The sequence below is a fragment of the Velazquezella soli genome, assembly GCF_977018685.1.
In genome coordinates, this window is sequence record NZ_CDRNXF010000004.1 from 1492192 (window position 1) to 1512515 (window position 20324).

Sequence of the window (20324 nt, forward strand, 5' to 3'; positions counted from 1 at the left end):
GGAGAGGACTTGCCCTCCAACGGGCCGGTTCACCCCTCCCGATACGTCATTCGACGTATACGTTTTTGCGGTGCAGCAGCCGATAGTCCGGTTAAGCAACGGTTAAATCTCCGGTTGCTTGAACGAACAAGAAGAGGGGTTCGACCAATGACATTCAGGGTGAAACTTACCGGCGCGCTGCTTGCCGCTGCCATGTCCGCCACGGCGCTTTCGGGCGCATACGCTGCCGACGATACGATCAAGATCGGCGTTCTGCATTCGCTGTCCGGTACGATGGCGATTTCCGAGACGACGCTGAAAGACGCCATGCTGATGATGGTGGAAGAGCAGAACAAGAAGGGCGGCGTTCTCGGCAAGAAGCTCGAAGCCGTTGTCGTCGATCCGGCCTCCGACTGGCCGCTGTTTGCCGAAAAGGCCCGCCAGCTGATTTCGCAGGACAAGGTTGCAGCCGTCTTCGGTTGCTGGACCTCGTCGTCGCGCAAGTCGGTTCTTCCTGTCTTCGAAGAGCTGAACTCGATCCTGTTCTACCCGGTCCAGTACGAGGGTGAAGAATCCTCGCGCAACATCTTCTACACCGGTGCCGCTCCGAACCAGCAGGCCATTCCGGCGGTCGATTATCTCGCCAAGGAAGAAGGCGTCCAGCGCTGGGTTCTCGCCGGCACCGACTATGTCTATCCGCAGACGACCAACAAGATCCTCAAGGCCTATCTGATGTCGAAGGGCGTCGCCGAGGCCGATATCATGGTCAACTACACGCCGTTCGGTCATTCCGACTGGCAGACCATCGTTTCCGACATCAAGAAGTTCGGCTCTGCCGGCAAGAAGACCGCCGTTGTTTCCACCATCAACGGTGACGCAAACGTGCCGTTCTACAAGGAACTCGGCAACCAGGGCATCAAGGCCGAAGACATTCCGGTCGTGGCATTCTCGGTCGGCGAAGAAGAGCTCGCCGGTCTAGATACCAAGCCGCTGGTCGGCCATCTCGCCGCCTGGAACTATTTCCAGTCCGTCGATGCCGAGGTCAATGCGTCCTTCATCAAGGAATGGCATGCCTTTACCAAGAACGACAAGCGCGTGACCAACGATCCGATGGAAGCCGCCTATATCGGTTTCCAGGCCTGGGTTAAGGCCGTCGAATCCGCCGGCACGACCGATACGAACGCGGTTCTGGACTCGATCATCGGCGTTTCGGTGCCGAACCTGTCGGGTGGCTATTCCACCGTCATGCCGAACCACCACATCACCAAGCCAGTGCTGATCGGTGAAATCCAGGCCGATGGCCAGTTCGAAATCGTCCAGGAAACCCCTGCCGTCGTCGGTGACGAATGGTCGGATTACCTGCCGGACTCCAAGAACCTGATCTCCGATTGGCGCAAGCCGATGTCCTGCGGCAACTTCAACGTTGCAACCGGCAAGTGCGGCGGCAAGGGCGGCAGCTGATCCAGTCTCGGCCATAGTTAAGGTTGCCCCTCACCCTAACCCTCTCCCCGCAAGCGGGGCGAGGGGACTTGGGCACGCGAGAGCGTGACCGGGGGGCGGTGAGGGCGTGACGATCATCCTTCTCCCCGCTCGCGGGGAGAAGGTGCCGGCAGGCGGATGAGGGGCGATCGAGCCCTCCGCCCCTTGCGGTCATCCGGGGGACAAAGACATGCCTATCCGTTTTTTCACGCTGATTTTTCTGATCTTTTCGTTTGCAGCACCGGCCTTTTCGCAAGGGGCTGATCCGAAGCCGCTGTTTAACCAGCTCGCCGATGCCGATTTCGGCCAGGCTGAATCGATCGTCGCAAAGATCGCCACCAGCGGCGATATCCGGGTGGTGCCGGGGCTCGAGGCGTTTGCCGAGGGCGATCTTTACTTTCGCAAGGCCGACAAGGCCGTGTTCGTCGCCAAACCTGCCGGCTCGCAGCTCGATCTGATCGATCCGGTGACGGCGGAGAGCGCTGGCCAGGTCGCCAAGGGTGCCGTTACCAAGATCCGCGTCAACAACACGCTGCGGCGCGCCATTCGTGCAGCGCTTGGCGGTCTGACGCTGATGAGCCCGGATCGCGGTGTCCGTCTTGCCGCAGCCGATGCGATCCTTTTGTCGCCGAGTGCGGAGGCGCTCGATCTGGTCGAGGCTGCCATTGCCAAGGAAACCGACCGCGACGTCAAGTTCCGCATGGAAGAGGCGCGCGCCGTCTCGGTGCTCTCCTCCGACCGCTCGCTCGACGAAAAGCGTGCCGCGATCCAGACCATGGGCAATCTTGGCGGGCGAAGCGCGCTCGGCATCCTCAGTTCGGTCTCGTCAACGATCGATCCGAGCCTGAAGGGCGATCTCGATGCGGCGATCAAAGCCATCCAGAACGAGCAGCAGCTGTGGGATCTGGCCCAGAACGTCTGGTACGGCGTGTCGCTCGGTTCCGTGCTGCTCTTGGCCGCCATCGGGCTTGCCATCACCTTCGGCGTGATGGGCATCATCAACATGGCGCATGGCGAAATGGTCATGCTCGGCGCCTATTCCACCTATGTGGTGCAGGAGGTGATCCGCAGTCACGCGCCCGGCCTGTTCGACTGGTCGCTGACGATTGCGCTGCCGGTCGCCTTTCTCGTGACCGGTGCCGTTGGCTTCGTCGTGGAGCGCGGCATCATCCGCTTTCTCTATGGCCGGCCGCTGGAAACCCTGCTCGCCACCTGGGGCGTGTCGCTGATCCTGCAGCAGACGATCCGCTCCATCTTCGGCCCCACCAACAAGGAAGTCGGCAATCCGTCCTGGATGTCCGGTTCGTTTCCGCTCGGCGGCATGACGATCACCTGGAACCGCATGTGGATCGTGATCTTCTCGCTGTCGATCTTCTTCGCGCTGCTGGTGGTAATGAAGAAATCCGCCTTCGGCCTCAACATGCGCGCCGTCACCCAGAACCGCCGCATGGCATCCTCCATGGGCATCCGCACGCCATGGGTCGATGCGCTGACCTTCGCGCTCGGCTCCGGCATTGCCGGTATCGCGGGCGTCGCGCTCAGCCAAATCGACAACGTCTCGCCCAATCTCGGCCAGAGCTACATCATCGACAGTTTCATGGTCGTGGTGTTCGGTGGCGTCGGCAATCTCTGGGGCACGCTGGTCGGCGCTCTCTCGCTCGGGGTGCTCAACAAGTTCCTCGAACCCTCGGTCGGCGCCGTTCTCGGCAAGATCCTGGTTCTGGTTCTGATCATCCTCTTCATCCAGAAACGTCCGCGCGGTCTGTTCGCGCTCAAGGGAAGGGCGATCGAAGCATGATTACCGGCTTCATTCTGCGTGCACTCGAAGGCAAGATCGTCGTCGCGATCGCCATCCTGCTCGGCGTCGCCATTCTGGTGCCGGCGCTCAATCTCCTGACGTCGCCCGACAGCGCGCTCCACATCCCGACCTATGCGATGGCGCTGATGGGCAAGTATCTCTGCTACGCGCTTCTGGCGCTGGCGCTGGATCTGGTCTGGGGCTATTGCGGCATCCTCTCGCTCGGCCACGGCGCGTTCTTTGCGCTCGGCGGCTATGCGATGGGCATGTATCTGATGCGCCAGATCGGCTCGCGCGGCACCTACGGCAATCAGCTGCTGCCCGATTTCATGGTCTTCCTCAACTGGAAGGAACTGCCGTGGTTCTGGTACGGGTTCGATCACTTCGCCTTTGCGATGCTGATGGTTCTGGTCGTGCCCGGCCTGCTGGCCTTCGTCTTCGGCTGGTTCGCCTTCCGGAGCCGCGTCAACGGCGTCTACCTGTCGATCATCACCCAGGCGATGACCTACGCGCTTCTCCTCGCCTTCTTCCGCAACGACATGGGTTTCGGCGGCAATAACGGCCTGACCGATTTCAAGGAAATCCTCGGCTTCAACGTGCAGGCCGGCGGCACCCGTGCAGCGCTGTTTGCGATGTCGGCGATCATGCTTGCTCTCTGCCTGCTGGTCGCCTCGGCGATCACCCGTTCGAAATTCGGCAAGGTGCTGGTTGGCGTGCGCGATGCGGAAAGCCGGGTCCGCTTCCTCGGCTTCCGGGTGGAAAATATCAAGCTGTTCACCTTCGTCGTTTCGGCCATGTTCGCCGGCATTGCCGGTGCGCTGTTCGTGCCGCAGGTCGGCATCATCAATCCGGGCGAGTTCGCGCCTGCCAACTCGATCGAAGTCGTCGTCTGGACGGCGGTCGGCGGCCGCGGCACGCTGATCGGCCCGATCATCGGCGCCATCCTCGTCAATGCCGGCAAGAGCTATTTCACCGGCGCCTTCCCGGAGATCTGGCTGTTTGCGCTGGGCGGCCTTTTCATTGCCGTCACGCTGTTTCTGCCGCGCGGCATCGTCGGCACCATCCAGCACGGCTTTGATGGCCGCAAGGCGCTGAAGGCGGCGGTCGAGGCGGAAAAGGGCAGGGATGCCGGGGCGGTCCCGGTCGCCCGACAGGTTCAGGCAGCGGAGTGAGACGATGAACACGATTGCCGAAACACGCACGAAAAGCCTGCTCTATCTGGAAGACGTCTCCGTCTCCTTCGACGGGTTCAAGGCGATCAATTCGCTGTCGCTCGTGGTCGAACCGGGAGAGCTTCGCGCGATCATTGGCCCGAACGGTGCCGGCAAGACGACGATGATGGACATCATCACGGGCAAGACGCGTCCCGACACCGGCCGGGTGATCTTCGAGGACACGATCGACCTCACCAAGAAGGACGAGGCCGATATCGCCCAGCTCGGCATCGGCCGCAAATTCCAGAAGCCGACCGTATTCGAAAGCCACACCGTGTGGGACAATCTCGAACTGGCGCTCAACCGGTCGCGCAGCGTTTTCGGCACGCTGTTCTATACGCTGTCTGCCGACGACAAGGCGCGCATCGAGGAGATCCTCGAGACGATCCGCATGACGCATCGCAAAAACGAATATGCCGCCAATCTTTCGCACGGCCAGAAACAGTGGCTCGAGATCGGCATGCTTCTGGCGCAGGAGCCGAAGCTGCTTCTGGTCGACGAGCCGGTCGCCGGCATGACGGATGCCGAGACATCCGAGACCGCATTGCTGCTGAAGGAAATCGCCAAGACCCGCTCGGTCGTTGTTGTCGAACACGACATGGGCTTCATCCGCGATCTCGGCGTCAAAGTGACGTGTCTTGCGGAAGGATCGGTGCTGGCCGAAGGGTCGATCGATTTCGTGTCGAATGATCCGAAGGTGATCGAGAATTATTTGGGGCGGTGAGGGATTACCCTCCCCTTGAGGGGGAGGGTCGGCGCAAAGCGCCGGGGTGGAGTGATCTTTGGGATCCCGGCGGTCACCCCCACCCGCAGCTTCGCTGCGACCTCCCCCCTCAAGGGGGAGGTGGAAGGATGCCGCAAGCTTGTCGATCCTCCAACGGCCGACACAAAGAGAAAAGAGACCGACCATGCTGACAGTCGAAAACGTCAATCTCCACTACGGTGCAGCCCAGGCCCTGCGCGGCGTGTCGATCAAAGCCGATATGGGCAAGATCACCTGCGTTCTCGGTCGCAACGGCGTCGGCAAGTCGTCGCTGCTCCGCGCCGTCACCGGGCAGCATCCGGTGTCAGCGGGGACAATCAGCTTCCAGGGCGAGACGTTGAACGGCCTCGCCCCCTATCACCGCGCCAGGCACGGCATCGGCTATGTGCCGCAGGGGCGCGAGATCTTTCCGCTGCTGACCGTTCAGGAAAACCTGCAAAGCGGTTACGCACCGCTGGAGCGCAAGGACAAGTTCATCCCGGATGACATTTTCGCGCTGTTCCCGGTGCTGAAATCCATGCTGGGGCGCCGCGGCGGCGATCTGTCGGGCGGCCAGCAGCAGCAGCTGGCGATCGGACGCGCCATGGTCACGCGGCCGAAGATCCTGGTGCTGGACGAGCCGACCGAAGGCATCCAGCCGTCGATCATCAAGGATATCGGCCGGGCCATCCGCTACCTGCGCGACAGTACCGGCATGGCAATCCTGCTGGTCGAACAGTATCTCGACTTCTGCCGGGAGCTGGCAGATCATGTCTATATTATGGATCGTGGCGAGATCGTGCACGAAGGCGCCGCTGAGACACTGGATACGGCAGAAGCAAGGCGACACCTAACTGTTTAGGGGTCAATGTTTGCATGGCTTCTATTCGTTAACGCGGTTTCAAAGCCTGGGCCTGTATGCTAGATGAACAGCAGATGAACGCATCTTCCGAACATCGTAGATAACCCCCGCACCCCATGATGAGGCGCTGATGGTCTTTGAACGCATTGTTGGTTCTCGTTCCCGCTCCGCCCTTCGCGCCACCGCGACCGGAGCGTTTTTCTTGGCCGCAGGTGCCGCTTTTGCCGGCTGTGGCCAGCCTATGACGCCGGGTCTCCACCCGGTCACCATCGAGACCGACGGTATCGAACGCCAGGCCGTCTACTTCGTGCCGTCGTCCTATACAGGCAAGGACAAACTGCCCGTCGTGTTCGATTTTCACGGCAGCAACTCCAATCCGGTCGGCCAGTTGAAGCGCTCTTCCTGGGACAAGGTTGCCGAAAAGAACGGGTTTATCGCCGTGGCGCTGCAAGGCAGCCTGTCCGGCAAGGCGCCGGGCACCTATGGCTGGAACGTTCCGCATGTGCAGGTGAGCCAGGCTATTCTTCCCAATGGCGCCCAGGGCGGCCAGGACGAGATCGCCTTTATCGAGGATGCCGTCGAAGAGGTGAAGGATGACCTCTGCGTCGATCCGAACCGGATCTTTGCCTCGGGTTATTCCGGTGGCGGCCGCATGCTGTCAGCCTATGTCTGCTCCGGTCAGGACGATTTCGTCGCAGCCGGTTTTGTCAATTCGCTGCGCGCCGGTCGTCCCGTCGAGACCGATGGCAAGTGGGGGCCCGATGCCGCCAACTGCAATCCGGCCAAGCCGATCTCGATCGTGGCGTTTGCGGGCGAAAAGGATGCGCAGAACCCCTATGCCGGCGGCGGCAGCGCCTATTGGCAGTACAGTTTCAAGACGGCGATCAAGCGCTGGACCGATCTCGACGGCTGCAAGGGCAACGGTAACGCAAAGACTGTCGAAGGCGTGACCTACACGATGTACGGCACCTGCACCAACGGCGCCCGCATCGCCACCTACGTGTTCGAAAAGGGCACGCATGACTGGCCGAAGCCTTCAGAAGCCCGGGAAGCGGTGATGGCTGCCGCCAAGGATGGCGTTGCCGGTGTCACCAAGGTTTCGAGCGTCGTGCCGGCCAAGGCTGCCTTCGACGCCAATGTCGATCCGGCTTTCCGCATGTGGGATTTCTTCTCGAAGGCCGACACGACGGATATGGTTGCCACGGCCGCGCCTGCGAAATCCTCTGGCGGATCGAAGTCTGGCACGACTGTTGCGTCTGACTGCTCGACACAGATCAACATGCAGGACACGACGTGCAGCAGCATACAGCCGACGACACCCCGCCGCAGCGGGCAAGGGGTTCGGGACGCCTTGTAACCAAGGCTTTCGCCGGACGCACACGGCTTGACCAGTTCTTCCAGGAAGGCTGCGCAAAAATACGCCTTCCGGAAACCTTTTCGCCTGAAATGGAGGCGATCCTCATCAACACGTCAGGGGGACTGACGGGCGGCGACGTGATCGATTGGTCCGTCGCCGCATCCGATTCCACCCGCCTCTCGGTCACCACGCAGGCCAACGAGAAGATCTACAAGGCGGCCGCAGACACCGCCTCCGTCTCCACCCACATCACCGTCGGCGAAAACGCTTCCGTCCACTGGCTGCCGCAGGAAACCATCCTGTTCGACCGCGCCTCGCTGACGCGAAGGCTCGATGTGGATCTCGCCGAAACCTCCGAATTTCTCGCGGTCGAAGCCGTCATCCTCGGTCGCAAGATGATGGGCGAGGCGGTCAATCTCGGCTTCTTCCGCGATCGCTGGCGTGTCCGGCGCGCAGGCTCGCTCATTCATGCAGAAGAAATGCGTTTCGACGGCGAGATCGCGAGACTGGCGGAAGCAGCCGCCGTCCTTTCCGGCCAGGTCGCGTTCGCAACGCTGTTCTATTCCGGACCGTTGGCAGAAGCTCTGTTTCCGAAGCTGCGCGACTGTCTCGGCCCCACATCCGGCGGGGCGAGTTTCTTCAACGGCAAGATCGTTGCGCGTCTCACGGCACCGACAGGGTTCGAGCTGAGAAAAAGCCTGGTACCGGCAATTTCCGTATTGCGTAACGGCGCGCCAGTGCCGAAAGTCTGGAACATCTGATTTGTCATTGATGACGCCGATTGCGGGAAGCCCATGAACCTCACCCCACGCGAAAAAGACAAGCTCTTGATTTCCATGGCCGCGGTCGTTGCCCGCCGTCGCCTGGAGCGGGGCGTCAAGCTCAACTATCCGGAAGCGATCGCGCTGATCACCGACTATGTGGTGGAAGGTGCGCGCGATGGCCGCTCCGTGGCCGCTTTGATGGAAGAGGGCGCGCATGTCATCACCCGCGACCAGGTGATGGACGGCATCCCCGAAATGATCCACGACGTGCAGGTGGAGGCGACGTTCCCGGACGGAACCAAGCTCGTCACCGTGCACGAACCGATCCGCTGAGGAGTTCGCGATGGCTCTCGAACTGCGCCCCAACTGCGAATGCTGCGACAAGGATCTCGCGCCCGACAGCTGCGAGGCGATGATCTGCACGTTCGAATGCACCTATTGCATCGATTGCGCTACGAGCGTGCTTGCCGGTATCTGCCCGAATTGCAATGGTGAACTGGTGCGTCGTCCGGTGCGCCCGGCTGCTGCACTCGTCAACAATCCGGCCTCGACGGTGCGTGTTCTGAAGGCCGAAGGCTGCCAGCCAAAATTAGCATTGAGCGCCTGAGGAGGTGGACCATGATACCCGGTGAAGTCTTTACCGTTGCAGGCGAGATCGAACTCAATGTCGGCGCCCCGACGATCTCGATCGAGGTTTCCAATACCGGCGACCGGCCGGTGCAGGTGGGCAGCCACTACCATTTCTTCGAGACCAATAACGGACTTGCGTTCGATCGCGACAAGGCGCGTGGCATGCGGCTCGATATCCCGGCCGGCACTGCCGTCCGCTTCGAACCGGGGCAGACCCGATCGATCACGCTGATCCCGCTGTCCGGCGCCCGCAAGGTCTACGGGTTCCAGCAGAAGATCATGGGTGCCCTATGAAATCGCTGGCGCTTCTCGCCGCCTGCGGCTGCGTGCTGCTGATCGATGCCCCGGCGTCCGGCGAGGACAGGCCGGACGTGGACTGCGACAACGCCCAGGTCCAGATGGAGCTGACCTACTGCGCCGAGCAGGAATTCATCGCCGCCGACAAGCTTCTCAACACGCAATACAAGAAGACCCGCGACCTGATGCGGGTCCGTGATGCGGATGCCGATCCCTCCACGACGGGTGCGGAGAAGGCGCTCGTCGCCGCACAACGCGCCTGGGTCGCCTACCGCGACGCCCAATGCGCCTCCTACGGCTTCCAGGCCCGCGGCGGATCGATGGAACCGATGCTGATCTACGGCTGCCAGGCGGGGCTGACCGCGAAGCGGACGGACGAGCTGAAGGAGCTGACGGAAGAGGGGAACTGAGCCTCTGCTGCTCCAGAAGCGACATTGGTTAGGCAGGAATTTTTGCGGTAAACTAGGCGCTATCGATAGCTCCGGAGCACGATAATGGGCAGGTTCGAAGCCAAAACATCGACGGATGGCGAAGCAACGATCCCGGTCGAGGTGCGTCAGGCGCTCGGCCTGAAGCCTGGGGGCTCGGTGCAGTTCATCGTTGATGACGAGGGCAAGGTCACCGTCGAGGCGAAGAAAAGCGATCTTTCGCATCTGCGCGGCATCTTCGGCAAGCACGACGGCCCGCCAATGGATATCGAGGAGGCGATCACAGAGACGGTCGCCCGCCGGACGTCTCCCGGTCGCTCGGAGGATGATCCTTGATCGGTCTCGATACCAATATTCTTGCTCGATATTTTCTGGACGATGACCCTCTTTGGTCGCCACAGGTGGCGCAGTTTTTCGACGAAAGACTTTCCACGAGCCGGCAGGGGTTCATCAATCCCATCACGCTGGTGGAGCTCGTCTGGGTACTTCGTCGCAAATCCGGTTACGATCGCGAGCGATTGGCCAGCCTTATCGAAGGACTTATCTCGTCCGACCGTCTCGTCATCGGCGAAGCTGATGCGGTTGCCAGAGCGCTTGCGTCGTTCAGGACGGGAACTGCCGGCTTTGCGGATTACTTTATTGCCGACCTCAACACGGCTGCCGGCGCGTCACCGACCGTGACACTCGACCACGCCGCCGCCACGAACATGCCTTTCATTCTGCTTTCTCAGGAAGTCTGATCCATGCCCTACAAAATGTCCCGCGCGTCCTATGCTTCCATGTTCGGCCCGACCACCGGTGACAAGGTGCGGCTTGCCGATACCGAACTCATCATCGAAGTCGAGAAGGATTTCACCGTCTATGGCGAGGAGGTCAAGTTTGGGGGCGGCAAGGTCATTCGTGACGGCATGGGGCAGAGCCAGGCAACGCGGGCCGAGGGTGCTGTCGATACTGTCATCACCAATGCGCTGATCGTCGATCACTCGGGCATCTACAAGGCGGATGTAGGTCTGAAGGACGGCCGGATCCATGCGATCGGCAAGGCCGGCAATCCGGATACGCAACCGGGCGTGACGATCATCGTCGGACCATCGACCGAGGCGATTGCCGGCGAAGGCAAGATCCTCACCGCCGGCGGCATGGATGCACATATCCACTTCATCTGCCCGCAGCAGATCGAGGAAGCGCTGATGTCCGGCATCACCACAATGCTCGGCGGCGGCTCGGGACCGGCGCACGGTACGCTTGCAACGACCTGCACCGGCGCCTGGCATATCGAGCGCATGATCGAAAGTTTTGACGCGTTTCCGATGAACCTCGCGCTGGCCGGGAAGGGCAATGCCTCGCTGCCGGCGCCGCTCGAGGAGATGATCCTCGCCGGCGCGTCATCGCTGAAGCTGCATGAGGATTGGGGCACGACGCCCGCTGCCATCGACAACTGCCTGACAGTCGCCGACGCCTTTGACGTGCAGGTGATGATCCACACCGATACGCTCAACGAAAGCGGCTTCGTGGAAGACACGATCGGTGCTATCAAGGGCCGCACCATCCATGCCTTCCACACGGAAGGGGCCGGCGGCGGTCACGCGCCTGACATCATCAAGATCTGCGGCAATCCCAACGTCATTCCGTCCTCGACCAATCCGACGCGGCCCTACACGATCAACACGCTGGCCGAACATCTCGATATGCTGATGGTCTGCCACCACCTGTCGCCGTCGATCCCGGAAGACATCGCCTTTGCCGAAAGCCGCATCCGCAAGGAGACGATCGCTGCGGAAGACATCCTGCACGATATCGGCGCCTTCTCGATCATCTCGTCGGACAGCCAGGCGATGGGCCGCGTCGGCGAAGTTGCCATCCGCACCTGGCAGACGGCCGACAAGATGAAGCGCCAGCGCGGCCATCTGGCCGACGAAACCGGCGACAACGACAATTTCCGCGTCAAACGCTATATCGCCAAATACACGATCAACCCCGCGATCGCGCACGGCATCAGCCATGAAATCGGCTCGGTCGAAGTCGGCAAGCGCGCCGATCTGGTGCTCTGGAGCCCTGCCTTTTTCGGCGTGAAGCCGGAAATGGTGCTGCTCGGCGGCTCGATTGCGGCAGCACCGATGGGTGATCCCAACGCGTCTATCCCGACGCCGCAGCCGATGCATTATCGCCCGATGTTTGCAGCCTATGGCAAGCTGCGCACCAATTCCTCCGTCACCTTCGTCTCCCAGGCATCGCTCGATGGCGGCATCGTCGGCAGACTGGGGGTTGCTAAAAAGCTCTTGGCCGTCCGCAACACCCGTGGCGGCATCTCGAAAGCGTCGATGATCCACAATTCGCTGACGCCGCATGTGGAGGTCGATCCGGAGACCTACGAAGTGCGTGCTGATGGAGAGCTCCTGACCTGCAAGCCGGCAACGGTTCTGCCGATGGCACAGCGGTACTTCCTCTTCTGATGCAATACCTTTCCGGACACGGCGCATGATGAGGCTTGCAAGGCGGTTGCTGCTGGCGATCCCTGTCATTGCTATCCTGATCGTTCTCGCCGTCGCCGTTGGCACATTCGTGCCGCGGCCATTGTTTGCGCCGGATCGCCCCCACGCTGCCGAAAACACGCGCCGGATTCTGGTTCTTTCGAACCCGATCCATACGGATCTCGTCATCCCGCTCGATGCGGAAACGCGGGCGTCCTATTCGTTTCTGGAAGCATCAGGCATTCCCGTCGCCGATCCCGCGGCAGAATGGCTGGTGATCGGCTGGGGAGGGCGGTCCTTCTATCTGGAAACGCCGACCTGGGCCGATCTCAAACCCATGCCGGCCTTCCGCGCGCTGACCATCGATTCCTCGGTCATGCATGTCGATGTCGCCGGCGGCATAGACGACACGCATCCGGCCGTGCAGGCGTTCGATCTCGATGCAGATCAATTCCAAGCCATGTCCGACTTCATTCGTGCCAGTTTTGTGGAGGTGGATAACAAGGTCGTGCCCATCCCCGGCGCAGGCTACGGCGTCTATGACCGCTTCTTTGAAGCGCATGGATCGTTCAACGCGCTTGTCGGCTGCAACACCTGGACAGCAGGGGCGCTGAGGGCCGCGGGACTGCGCACGGGGCTGTGGAATCCACTGCCGCAGTTGCTGGCGCTGTCGCTCCGGATTTTCAATTGACGGCCCATGCTTTTCCCGGCCACGGATTTTGCAGCCGGGGCGTAACTAGGCCTTGTGCCGAGCATCGCGCTTGGTGATTATGCCGCCTTCAAGGAGACTTTCATGCAGCATATCCATTCCTATCGTCCCGCCGGTGAAATCAGCGATCCGCCGGTGGATGTCGTCACCTTGCCGCATGATCTGCGGCACCTGCGCCGCAAGCTGCTGCATTTGTCGAACGGCGACATGGTGATGCTCGATCTCAAGGAAGCGGTGCTGTTTCACCATGGTGACCGGCTGGTGCTTGAGAACGGGGATACGGTGGAAGTGCAAGCGGCCCCGGAAAAGCTGTTCGAGGTCAAGGCGCGCGATCCGCTGCACCTGATCGAGCTTGCCTGGCATCTGGGCAACCGCCATCTGTCGGCGCAGATCGAGGAGGGCCGTATCCTCATCCTGCGCGATCACGTCATCCGCTCCATGCTGCAGGGCCTCGGCGCTACCGTCACCGATATCGACGAACCCTTCCAGCCGGCCCGCGGCGCCTATCACGCGCATGGCGGCCATGATCACGGCAGTCACGGTCATCATGCCCATGACTGAACCGGTATGACGCAAGACCCGGCATTGCAGGGCGAGGTCGTGCAGGGGCTCGATACGCACGCCTTGCTCCGTCTGATGGCGTGGCTGTCTCCGGCGTTCCCGATCGGCGGCTTCGCTTGGTCGGGCGGGCTGGAGCGCGCCGTGGCGGATCGGATGGTGACATCGGCCTCCGATCTCACATCCTGGCTCGAAACCATCCTGCTTCACGGTTCGCTCTGGAACGATGCGGTTCTGTTTTCGAGCGCGTTCGAGGCTGTCGACCAGCGGGATGCGTTGAAGGACCTGTCCGAACTCGGTCTGACGCTGGCAGGCTCGGCGGAGCGTCATGCGGAAACGTTATCGCTCGGGCAGGCCTTCGTCACGGCGGCCATCGCCTGGCCGCACGCTGTGCTGCAGCTTTTGCCGAAACAGGTGCCGTTTCCGGTCGCGGTCGGCGCCATCTCGGCGGCCCATGGCGTGCCGAAGACGAGCGCAATCGCCGCCTATCTGCATGCGGCTGTCTCGCAATCGGTCTCGGCCGGCATCCGCCTTGGTGTGTGCGGTCAGGCCCACGGCGTCGGCATTCTGGCCGGTCTTGAATCTCTGGTCGGCGATGTCGCGGAGAAGGCGCAAGGCGCAACGCTCGATGATCTCGGCGGTGCCGCCGTGCAGGCGGAGATCGCGTCGCTTCGCCACGAAACACAGCATTCGCGGCTGTTCCGGTCCTAGCGACCGGGATAAGCTGCTTCAGCAATCGAAAGGATAATCCGCATGAAATCGGCAAACGGACCGCTTCGCGTCGGGATCGGCGGGCCGGTCGGCTCCGGCAAGACGGCGCTCACCGAAAAGCTCTGCAAGGCGATGCGCGACAAATATTCGGTCGCCGTCGTCACCAACGATATCTACACGAAAGAGGATGCCGAAGCGCTGGTGCGGATGCAGGCGCTGTCGTCTGACCGGATCGTCGGTGTCGAGACGGGCGGATGTCCGCATACGGCGATCCGCGAGGACGCGACGATCAATCTTCAGGCGATCGCCGGTCTCAACGAGCGCATTCCGGATCTCGATGTCGTGTTCATCGAATCGGGCGGCGACAATCTGGCGGCCACGTTTTCGCCTGATCTTGCCGACATCACCATCTACGTGATCTCCACCTGCCAGGGCGAGGAAATCCCGCGCAAGGGTGGGCCCGGTATCACCCGTTCCGATCTCCTGATCATCAACAAGAAGGATCTGGCACCCTATGTCGATGTCGATATCGACGTGATGGACAGGGATGCTTCGCGGATGCGCGAGATGAAGCCGCATGTCTTTACCGACCTCAAGCGCGGCGAGGGCGTCGAGCATGTGGTGCGGTTTCTGGAGACCCACGGCGGGCTGTGAGATCGCAATGACGAGGTCTGCGGTTTCCTGATCCGTTGAGGCAAGCCATGCTGACGCGAGTGGCCGGCCTGCTCAGGCCGGCCTCCCGGGTTACTTGCTTCGACGGTTCAGATTTCCCGCAGCGCCTGTACGTCCACCACCTGGATGATGCGGCCGCGAACCGTGACGCCTGTCTTGCGCAGGGACGAAAAGGCGCGCGACAGGGCTTCGGGAGCCAGTCCCAGCATGCCGGCGAGCAGGCTTTTCTGGAACGGCAGGCGGATGGCTGCCGGTCCACCGTCAACCGGGCAGCGGCTGAGGATGTAGTTTGCCACCCGTTGCGGCGCCGTGAACAGCCGGTCGTTGGCAACACAGTCCATCGTGCTGATCAGATGACGCGACAGGGTCGTCATCACGGCGCGGGAGATACCGGGATCCTCTTCAGCCAGATCCTTGACCGTCTGCAGGTCGAAACGCACCAGCGTGCAGGTCTCTGCGGCCTGGGCGAAAAAGGGATACTTCCGGTCCGCATAAAGCATGCACTCGCCGAACGTATCTCCCGGTGCGGAAATGCGGATATCCGCATCGCGCCCGTCTCGGCTCAGCCGGTAGAGGCGGACATAGCCATTCAGCACACAGTAAAACGCTTCGGCACGTTGGCCCTCTCGCACGATGAGGTCACGGGCGGACACTGTCTCGACACTCATCGCCGACAGCATCTTGACCAGCGAGTTACCGGTCAGGCCGTGCATGAAAGGCGTTTTCATGAGAACCGCGCGGTCGCGATTGTTGAGTTTGATGTCGCCGTTGCCCATGTCCGTTCTTCTTTTCTGGCGGGGAGCTTCCTAGAATGTAATTATTCTAAATTAACACGTGCTCCGAAGCGCGTTTTGACGTCGATCAAATCGTCCAAGATTCTTTGCGATCGGGATGCGCTTTTGCATTTCCGCACCCTTCGACGTCTCCTGCCCCACCCGGAATCGCTTGCTCGGAACGGTGTTTTTACTCCGCAGCCATGGGCGGAAGCCGCAGGACCTTGGCGCCGCCAGAGGCGCTGAGCATATCGTGGTCGATGCCGTTTTCGCGTTCCAGCCGGCGAAGCCGCTCGCCGAGGTCACGGTTCTCCTGGGTCAGTTCCTCGTTGGAAAGGCCGAAATCCTCCTCTTCTTTCTTGCCGACCAGGCGACCGAAGATCCGCCCGAGCAGGCCGGAAAGATCGTCCATGATGAGGAAGAAGGCGGGGACAACGAGGAGCGACAGGACGGTGGAAACGATGATGCCGCCGATCACGGCGATTGCCATCGGGGCGCGGAACGATCCGCCTTCGCCGATACCCATCGCCGAGGGCAACATGCCGGCCGACATGGCGATAGACGTCATGATGATCGGGCGGGCGCGCTTGCGGCCGGCTTCGACCATCGCGTGAACACGCTCCAGTCCGTGGCGTTTCATCTCGATGGCGAAATCCACGAGCAGGATGGCGTTCTTCGTGACAATCCCCATCAGCATCAGGATACCGATCAGAACCGGCATCGACAGCGCGTTCTGGGTGACGATCAGCGCCACCGCCACGCCGCCGATCGCAAGCGGCAGCGAGAACAGGATGGTCAGCGGCTGGATGACGTCCTTGAACAGCAGGATCAGCACGACCAGAACCAGAAGCAGGCCCATCAGCATGGCATTGCCGAAGCTCTGGGTCATTTCCGCCTGCACCTTGGCGTCGCCGCTTTCGGCCAGCCGAACGGATGGCGGAAGGTTGGTTTCGTCGACGATGCGTTTGAACTCGGCCGACGACGTGTCGAGTGCCGTGCCGAAGGGCACATCCGAGCCGATCGCCACGACGCGGTTGCGGTCGTTGCGCGTGATCGAGCTCGGGCCTTCCGAATAATCCACGTCGGCAACACTGGTGAGTGGCACCGTGGCACCGCTTGCGGTCCTCAGCTTCAACGCCTTGATCGCTGCTAGATCACGCCGCACATCGAGTGAGGTCTGGACACGGATCGGGATCTGCCGGTCATCCAGGTTGATCTTGGCGAGATTGGCGTCGATATCGCCGATGGTCGCGACGCGCACGGTCTCGGAAATCTGCTGCGGCGTAATGCCGAGGCGCGCGGCTTCCGCCATGCGCGGACGGATCTGCAGTTCCGGCCGGGGCAGGGCGCCGTCGGAGGAAACATTGGCAAGGATCGGCGAAGCGCGCAGGCGCGATTCCAGGAGCCCGATCGCATCGTTCAGGTCCGCCTCGTTGTCGGAGAGGAAGTTGAACGCTAGTTCGCGCTCGGCACGGTCGTTGACCTTCGAGATACGCACGTCCGGGATGTCGCGGATTGCGGCAAAAATGTCCTTTTCCACGTCCCATTGCGGACGGGTACGGCCATGTTCTTCCATTTTCGGCAAAGAAGAGCCGATCAGCGGCAGGCTGCCCAGCCCCTTGTTGACCAGCGTCTTGATCAGCGAATGGTCGATGTTTTCGAGGATGACACGAACGGTCGAACGACGCAGTTCGAGATCGCCCTTGGGCGATGCGCCACCGAGCACGAAGACGCTTTCGACGCCGTCGATATCGCGAACCGCGCGGTCGATCTTTTCAGACGTCTCGGCGGTCTCTTCCAGTGTCGCATTGGGCGGCAGCTCGACGGAGAGAACGACGCGCGAGGAATCGTCGGGTGGCAGGAAGCTGCCGGGCACCTTGCTCAGCAGCATGAGCGAGCCGGCGAGGAAGGCGATGGCGCCGAGAAGCGTCGCATAGCGCCAGTACCATTTGCGGGTCGTGCCGGTGACGAGGCGCGTATAGGCGCGCATAATCCAGCCGTCATTGTCGTGATGGTCTTCCATCCCGTCTTCGGCGCGCATCAGATAGGCCGCCATCAGCGGCGTGATCAGGCGCGCGACCGCCAGCGAGAAGAAGACCGAGAAGGCGACGGTAAGGCCGAACTGGATGAAATACTGTCCGGGAACGCCCGGCATGAAGGAAACGGGCACGAACACGGCGATGATGGTGAAGCTGGTCGCGATGACGGCGAGCCCGATTTCGTCGGCCGCCTCGAGTGCGGCCTTGTATGGCGTCTTGCCCATCTTGATATGGCGGGCGATGTTTTCGATCTCGACGATCGCGTCATCCACCAGAATACCGGTCGCAAGCGTCAGCGCCAGGAACGAGACAAGGTTGAGCGAGAAGCCCATCAGGTCCATGACCCAGAAGGTGGGGATTGCCGACAGCGGCAGGGCGACGGCCGCAATCAGCGTAGCGCGCCAGTTGCGCAGGAACAGCATGACGACGATGATGGCAAGGATCGAGCCCTCCACCAGCGTGTGAAGGGCCGCTTCGTAATTGCCGTAGGTGAAATAGACGGAATCGTCGACCATGGCGATCGCAACGTCGGGATGCGCCTTGCGCACGCCGTCGAGGCTTTCCGCCACGGTTTCGGCGACCGAGACTTCGCTTGCACCCTTAGCGCGGAAGACGGCGAAGGTGACGGCCGGCGTGCCGTTGAAGCGCGAGAAGGATTTCTGCTCCTCATAGGTATCGGTGACGGTGCCGAGTTCCGACAGCCGCACGAAACGGTTGTTGGAGAGGCTGATCGACGTCTCGGCCAGTTGCGCGACATCGCGCGCATCGCCGAGCGTGCGGATCGTCTGTTCGTTGCCGGCCACCTGGCCGCGGCCGGAGCCGAGGTTGACGTTGGTGCCGCGGATCTGCTGGTTCACGTCGGCTGCCGTGATGCCATAGGCATCGAGCTTGGCGGGATTGAGCGACACGCGCACTTCGCGATCCGAGCCGCCGTAACGGTCGATTCGACCGATACCGGCCTGGCCTTCAAGCGCCCGCGTCACTGTGTCGTCGACGAACCAGGAGAGTTCCTCGAGCGTCATGTTGGGCGATGAGACGGCGAATGTCTGGATTGCCTGTCCTTCGACATCGACCTTGGTGACGATCGGTTCCTCGATGCCGGCCGGCAGGTCGCCGCGGATCTTGTCGATCGCGTCCTTGGTATCCTGCACCGCTTCGGGCGTGGGCTTTTCGATGCGGAAGACGACGACCGTCTGCGACTGGCCATCGGTGATGGTGGACTGGACTTCGTCGATGCCGCTGATCGAGGCGACGGCATCCTCGATCTCCTTGGTCACCTGTACTTCCAGTTCGGCAGGCGATGCGCCGGACTGGACGACGGTGACGGAGACGACGGGCACGTCGATATTCGGGAAGCGGGTGATCGGCAGCGCATAGAAGGACTGGATGCCGACGTACAGCAACAGGGCAAAGCCGAGAAGCGGCGCGATCGGGTTGCGGATGGACCAGGCGGAGAAGTTCATCTTCGCGTCCTCAATTCGAAACGGCGGCGGGCGGGGCCCGGTCAGCTTCGGCCTTGTCGGCGCCAGCCTTTGAGCCCGGCAGGACCGGGTTGATCTTGTCGCCGTCGCGCACAAAGGCGCCGGCCTTGGCGACGACCCGGTCGCCCTCGGCAATGCCACTGACGATCTGGATGAAGCCGCCGTCCTGAATGCCGGTTTCTATCTTGACCTGCTTGACGGTGTCGCCTTCCACCTTGCGGGTGACCGAGCCCGAAGGCGCGGTGGTCACGGCCGAGAGCGGCAGGGCCAGCGCCGTCGTTTCGGTGATGACGATCTCCGCACTGCCATACATGCCCGATCGGGCACCACTCTCGTCATCGACGACGATATGCACGGCGCCGAGGCGGGTGGTCGCATCGACGGAGGGCGAAACGATCCGCACCTTGCCTTCGATCTTGCGTGTGCCGCCGGCAATGGTGATGATCGCCTTCTGGCCGAGCTTCACCTTCTGGATGTCTGTTTCCGAAAGATCGGCCACGAGTTCGATCGCGCCGTCCTTGATGATGGTGAAGAGCGGTTCGCCGGCGCCGGCGGCAATCGCGCCGATCCGCGCATTCTTGGCCGTGACGACGCCATCAACCGGGCTTTTGACGCCGGTGCGGGCAAGGTTGAGGTCGACGTCCTTGATCTGCGCATCGACGACCTTGACGTCGGCCTCACCGACGGAAACGGCCTGTTTCGCCGCGTTCAGCCGTGCTTCGGCGACTTCAACCTGGGCCTGCGTCTGTTCGACCTGGCTCTGGCTGCTGGTGCCGTTTTGTCCGAGTTTTCTGGTGCGGTCGCGCTGGCGGATGGCGTCGGCCAGATTGGCTTCGGCCTCGATCACCTGCGCCTTGTATTGCGCGACGCCGGCCTCGGCCTTGGCCCTGTTTGCCTCAAGCTGGCTTTTTTGCAGAATGAGCGAGTCGTCGTTGAGGGTTGCGAGAACCGCGTCCTGCTTCACCTCGTCGCCGACATCGGCATCGACGCTGCGGATAGAGAGACCGTCGACCAGAGGCTGGATGTAGATTTCCTCGATCGGGCGGATCGTACCGGTCGCGATGACCCGATCGGTCATCGGGCGGGTTTTGGCCTCGGTCACGATGATCGACGGAAGGTTCTTCTGCGGTGCGGTCGGCTGTGCTTGCTGCGCCAATGCCGGAAAGGCGAGGAGCGTGATCAGGGCAGGGGCGAGGGACGCCGCCAACAACGCGAGCTTTGACGAAATGCGAAACATGCGACGACTTCCGATGCACCAGAGGGTCTTTATTTCGCTGTCCGGGATCCGCGCCCCTCCCTGCGCAGTTCCTGATGAGGTGGTGACGACCCAAAGCCGCCACAAGTCCGTCACCCGACAAAT

The 20324-nt window shown here is 61.8% G+C and carries 21 protein-coding genes; 18 read left to right on the forward strand and 3 right to left on the reverse strand.

The genetic code is table 11. The features are described from left to right. Nucleotides 1-147: 147 nt before the first annotated feature. The 18 genes from urtA to ureG all read left to right on the forward strand — a co-directional run bounded on the left by urtA (nucleotide 148) and on the right by ureG (nucleotide 14653). Nucleotides 148-1440 (forward strand): urea ABC transporter substrate-binding protein, encoded by a 1293-nt coding sequence (gene urtA / locus AC0JZ8_RS10800; RefSeq protein ID WP_092660131.1) that lies wholly within the window; start codon nucleotides 148-150, stop codon nucleotides 1438-1440. Between the two features lie 208 nt (nucleotides 1441-1648). Next, nucleotides 1649-3256 carry an urea ABC transporter permease subunit UrtB gene (gene urtB, locus AC0JZ8_RS10805; protein ID WP_471892472.1) on the forward strand — a complete coding sequence of 536 codons (1608 nt, stop codon included), beginning with the start codon at nucleotides 1649-1651 and terminating at the stop codon, nucleotides 3254-3256. After that, the gene (gene urtC, locus AC0JZ8_RS10810) at nucleotides 3253-4428 is read left to right on the forward strand and encodes an urea ABC transporter permease subunit UrtC (protein WP_471892473.1); all 1176 of its coding nucleotides are present in this window, start codon (nucleotides 3253-3255) and stop codon (nucleotides 4426-4428) included. The genes urtB and urtC overlap by 4 nt, the downstream gene beginning before the upstream one ends. Nucleotides 4429-4432: 4 nt before the next feature. Then, the gene (gene urtD / locus AC0JZ8_RS10815) at nucleotides 4433-5194 is read left to right on the forward strand and encodes an urea ABC transporter ATP-binding protein UrtD (RefSeq protein WP_471892474.1); all 762 of its coding nucleotides are present in this window, start codon (nucleotides 4433-4435) and stop codon (nucleotides 5192-5194) included. Nucleotides 5195-5378: 184 nt separating this feature from the next. After that, nucleotides 5379-6074: an urea ABC transporter ATP-binding subunit UrtE gene (urtE, locus tag AC0JZ8_RS10820; RefSeq protein ID WP_113165714.1), complete on the forward strand. Its 696-nt coding sequence runs from the start codon at nucleotides 5379-5381 to the stop codon at nucleotides 6072-6074. Between the two features lie 130 nt (nucleotides 6075-6204). Then, entirely contained in the window at nucleotides 6205-7431 is a 1227-nt protein-coding gene (locus AC0JZ8_RS10825) for a CE1 family esterase (protein WP_471892475.1), read from the forward strand. After that, nucleotides 7368-8192 (forward strand): urease accessory protein UreD, encoded by an 825-nt coding sequence (locus tag AC0JZ8_RS10830; protein WP_471892476.1) that lies wholly within the window; start codon nucleotides 7368-7370, stop codon nucleotides 8190-8192. Before AC0JZ8_RS10825 ends, AC0JZ8_RS10830 begins: the two co-directional genes overlap by 64 nt. A gap of 33 nt (nucleotides 8193-8225) precedes the next feature. After that, nucleotides 8226-8528 (forward strand): urease subunit gamma, encoded by a 303-nt coding sequence (locus AC0JZ8_RS10835; RefSeq protein WP_062455242.1) that lies wholly within the window; start codon nucleotides 8226-8228, stop codon nucleotides 8526-8528. 10 nt (nucleotides 8529-8538) lie between these two features. Further along, entirely contained in the window at nucleotides 8539-8802 is a 264-nt protein-coding gene (locus AC0JZ8_RS10840) for a DUF1272 domain-containing protein (protein WP_471892477.1), read from the forward strand. Nucleotides 8803-8813: 11 nt separating this feature from the next. Continuing rightward, a complete protein-coding gene (locus tag AC0JZ8_RS10845) occupies nucleotides 8814-9119 on the forward strand; it encodes an urease subunit beta (protein ID WP_062455246.1) in 306 nt (101 codons plus the stop codon). Next, nucleotides 9116-9532 carry a lysozyme inhibitor LprI family protein gene (locus tag AC0JZ8_RS10850; protein ID WP_471892478.1) on the forward strand — a complete coding sequence of 139 codons (417 nt, stop codon included), beginning with the start codon at nucleotides 9116-9118 and terminating at the stop codon, nucleotides 9530-9532. The genes AC0JZ8_RS10845 and AC0JZ8_RS10850 overlap by 4 nt, the downstream gene beginning before the upstream one ends. Before the next feature lie 84 nt (nucleotides 9533-9616). Beyond that, on the forward strand, nucleotides 9617-9886 hold the full coding sequence (locus AC0JZ8_RS10855) for an AbrB/MazE/SpoVT family DNA-binding domain-containing protein (RefSeq protein WP_092660149.1): 270 nt from the start codon (nucleotides 9617-9619) through the stop codon (nucleotides 9884-9886). Beyond that, nucleotides 9883-10290: a PIN domain-containing protein gene (locus AC0JZ8_RS10860; RefSeq protein WP_174196335.1), complete on the forward strand. Its 408-nt coding sequence runs from the start codon at nucleotides 9883-9885 to the stop codon at nucleotides 10288-10290. The genes AC0JZ8_RS10855 and AC0JZ8_RS10860 overlap by 4 nt, the downstream gene beginning before the upstream one ends. A 3-nt stretch (nucleotides 10291-10293) precedes the next feature. Further along, on the forward strand, nucleotides 10294-12003 hold the full coding sequence (ureC, locus tag AC0JZ8_RS10865; RefSeq protein ID WP_092660153.1) for an urease subunit alpha: 1710 nt from the start codon (nucleotides 10294-10296) through the stop codon (nucleotides 12001-12003). Between the two features lie 28 nt (nucleotides 12004-12031). Next, on the forward strand, nucleotides 12032-12712 hold the full coding sequence (locus AC0JZ8_RS10870) for a TIGR02117 family protein (RefSeq protein ID WP_471893356.1): 681 nt from the start codon (nucleotides 12032-12034) through the stop codon (nucleotides 12710-12712). Between the two features lie 102 nt (nucleotides 12713-12814). Then, nucleotides 12815-13291, forward strand: a complete 477-nt coding sequence (ureE, locus tag AC0JZ8_RS10875) for an urease accessory protein UreE (protein WP_184653770.1) — start codon at nucleotides 12815-12817, stop codon at nucleotides 13289-13291. Nucleotides 13292-13297: 6 nt separating this feature from the next. Then, on the forward strand, nucleotides 13298-13999 hold the full coding sequence (locus tag AC0JZ8_RS10880) for an urease accessory protein UreF (protein WP_471892479.1): 702 nt from the start codon (nucleotides 13298-13300) through the stop codon (nucleotides 13997-13999). 42 nt (nucleotides 14000-14041) lie between these two features. After that, complete coding sequence (gene ureG / locus AC0JZ8_RS10885; protein ID WP_471892480.1) at nucleotides 14042-14653, forward strand: urease accessory protein UreG; 612 nt, start codon at nucleotides 14042-14044, stop codon at nucleotides 14651-14653. Between the two features lie 107 nt (nucleotides 14654-14760). On the opposite strand, the gene AC0JZ8_RS10890 is transcribed toward ureG, so the two are convergent. The 3 genes from AC0JZ8_RS10890 to AC0JZ8_RS10900 form a co-directional block, all read right to left on the reverse strand. Beyond that, entirely contained in the window at nucleotides 14761-15447 is a 687-nt protein-coding gene (locus AC0JZ8_RS10890; RefSeq protein ID WP_062455259.1) for a Crp/Fnr family transcriptional regulator, read from the reverse strand. Between the two features lie 187 nt (nucleotides 15448-15634). Beyond that, the gene (locus tag AC0JZ8_RS10895; protein WP_113165708.1) at nucleotides 15635-18946 is read right to left on the reverse strand and encodes an efflux RND transporter permease subunit; all 3312 of its coding nucleotides are present in this window, start codon (nucleotides 18944-18946) and stop codon (nucleotides 15635-15637) included. A gap of 10 nt (nucleotides 18947-18956) precedes the next feature. Continuing rightward, nucleotides 18957-20201 (reverse strand): efflux RND transporter periplasmic adaptor subunit, encoded by a 1245-nt coding sequence (locus AC0JZ8_RS10900; protein ID WP_209901550.1) that lies wholly within the window; start codon nucleotides 20199-20201, stop codon nucleotides 18957-18959. Nucleotides 20202-20324 lie beyond the last annotated feature (123 nt).

Coding starts and splice junctions, on each gene's coding strand:
- urtC (WP_471892473.1), top strand. CDS start 3,253: ATGATTACCGGCTTCATTCTGCGTGCACTCGAAGGCAAGATCGTCGTC.
- urtA (WP_092660131.1), top strand. CDS start 148: ATGACATTCAGGGTGAAACTTACCGGCGCGCTGCTTGCCGCTGCCATG.
- AC0JZ8_RS10870 (WP_471893356.1), top strand. CDS start 12,032: ATGAGGCTTGCAAGGCGGTTGCTGCTGGCGATCCCTGTCATTGCTATC.
- ureE (WP_184653770.1), top strand. CDS start 12,815: ATGCAGCATATCCATTCCTATCGTCCCGCCGGTGAAATCAGCGATCCG.
- ureC (WP_092660153.1), top strand. CDS start 10,294: ATGCCCTACAAAATGTCCCGCGCGTCCTATGCTTCCATGTTCGGCCCG.
- AC0JZ8_RS10835 (WP_062455242.1), top strand. CDS start 8,226: ATGAACCTCACCCCACGCGAAAAAGACAAGCTCTTGATTTCCATGGCC.
- AC0JZ8_RS10895 (WP_113165708.1), bottom strand. CDS start 18,946: ATGAACTTCTCCGCCTGGTCCATCCGCAACCCGATCGCGCCGCTTCTC.
- urtD (WP_471892474.1), top strand. CDS start 4,433: ATGAACACGATTGCCGAAACACGCACGAAAAGCCTGCTCTATCTGGAA.
- ureG (WP_471892480.1), top strand. CDS start 14,042: ATGAAATCGGCAAACGGACCGCTTCGCGTCGGGATCGGCGGGCCGGTC.
- AC0JZ8_RS10855 (WP_092660149.1), top strand. CDS start 9,617: ATGGGCAGGTTCGAAGCCAAAACATCGACGGATGGCGAAGCAACGATC.
- AC0JZ8_RS10880 (WP_471892479.1), top strand. CDS start 13,298: ATGACGCAAGACCCGGCATTGCAGGGCGAGGTCGTGCAGGGGCTCGAT.
- urtE (WP_113165714.1), top strand. CDS start 5,379: ATGCTGACAGTCGAAAACGTCAATCTCCACTACGGTGCAGCCCAGGCC.
- urtB (WP_471892472.1), top strand. CDS start 1,649: ATGCCTATCCGTTTTTTCACGCTGATTTTTCTGATCTTTTCGTTTGCA.
- AC0JZ8_RS10825 (WP_471892475.1), top strand. CDS start 6,205: ATGGTCTTTGAACGCATTGTTGGTTCTCGTTCCCGCTCCGCCCTTCGC.
- AC0JZ8_RS10850 (WP_471892478.1), top strand. CDS start 9,116: ATGAAATCGCTGGCGCTTCTCGCCGCCTGCGGCTGCGTGCTGCTGATC.
- AC0JZ8_RS10890 (WP_062455259.1), bottom strand. CDS start 15,447: ATGGGCAACGGCGACATCAAACTCAACAATCGCGACCGCGCGGTTCTC.
- AC0JZ8_RS10900 (WP_209901550.1), bottom strand. CDS start 20,201: ATGTTTCGCATTTCGTCAAAGCTCGCGTTGTTGGCGGCGTCCCTCGCC.
- AC0JZ8_RS10845 (WP_062455246.1), top strand. CDS start 8,814: ATGATACCCGGTGAAGTCTTTACCGTTGCAGGCGAGATCGAACTCAAT.
- AC0JZ8_RS10840 (WP_471892477.1), top strand. CDS start 8,539: ATGGCTCTCGAACTGCGCCCCAACTGCGAATGCTGCGACAAGGATCTC.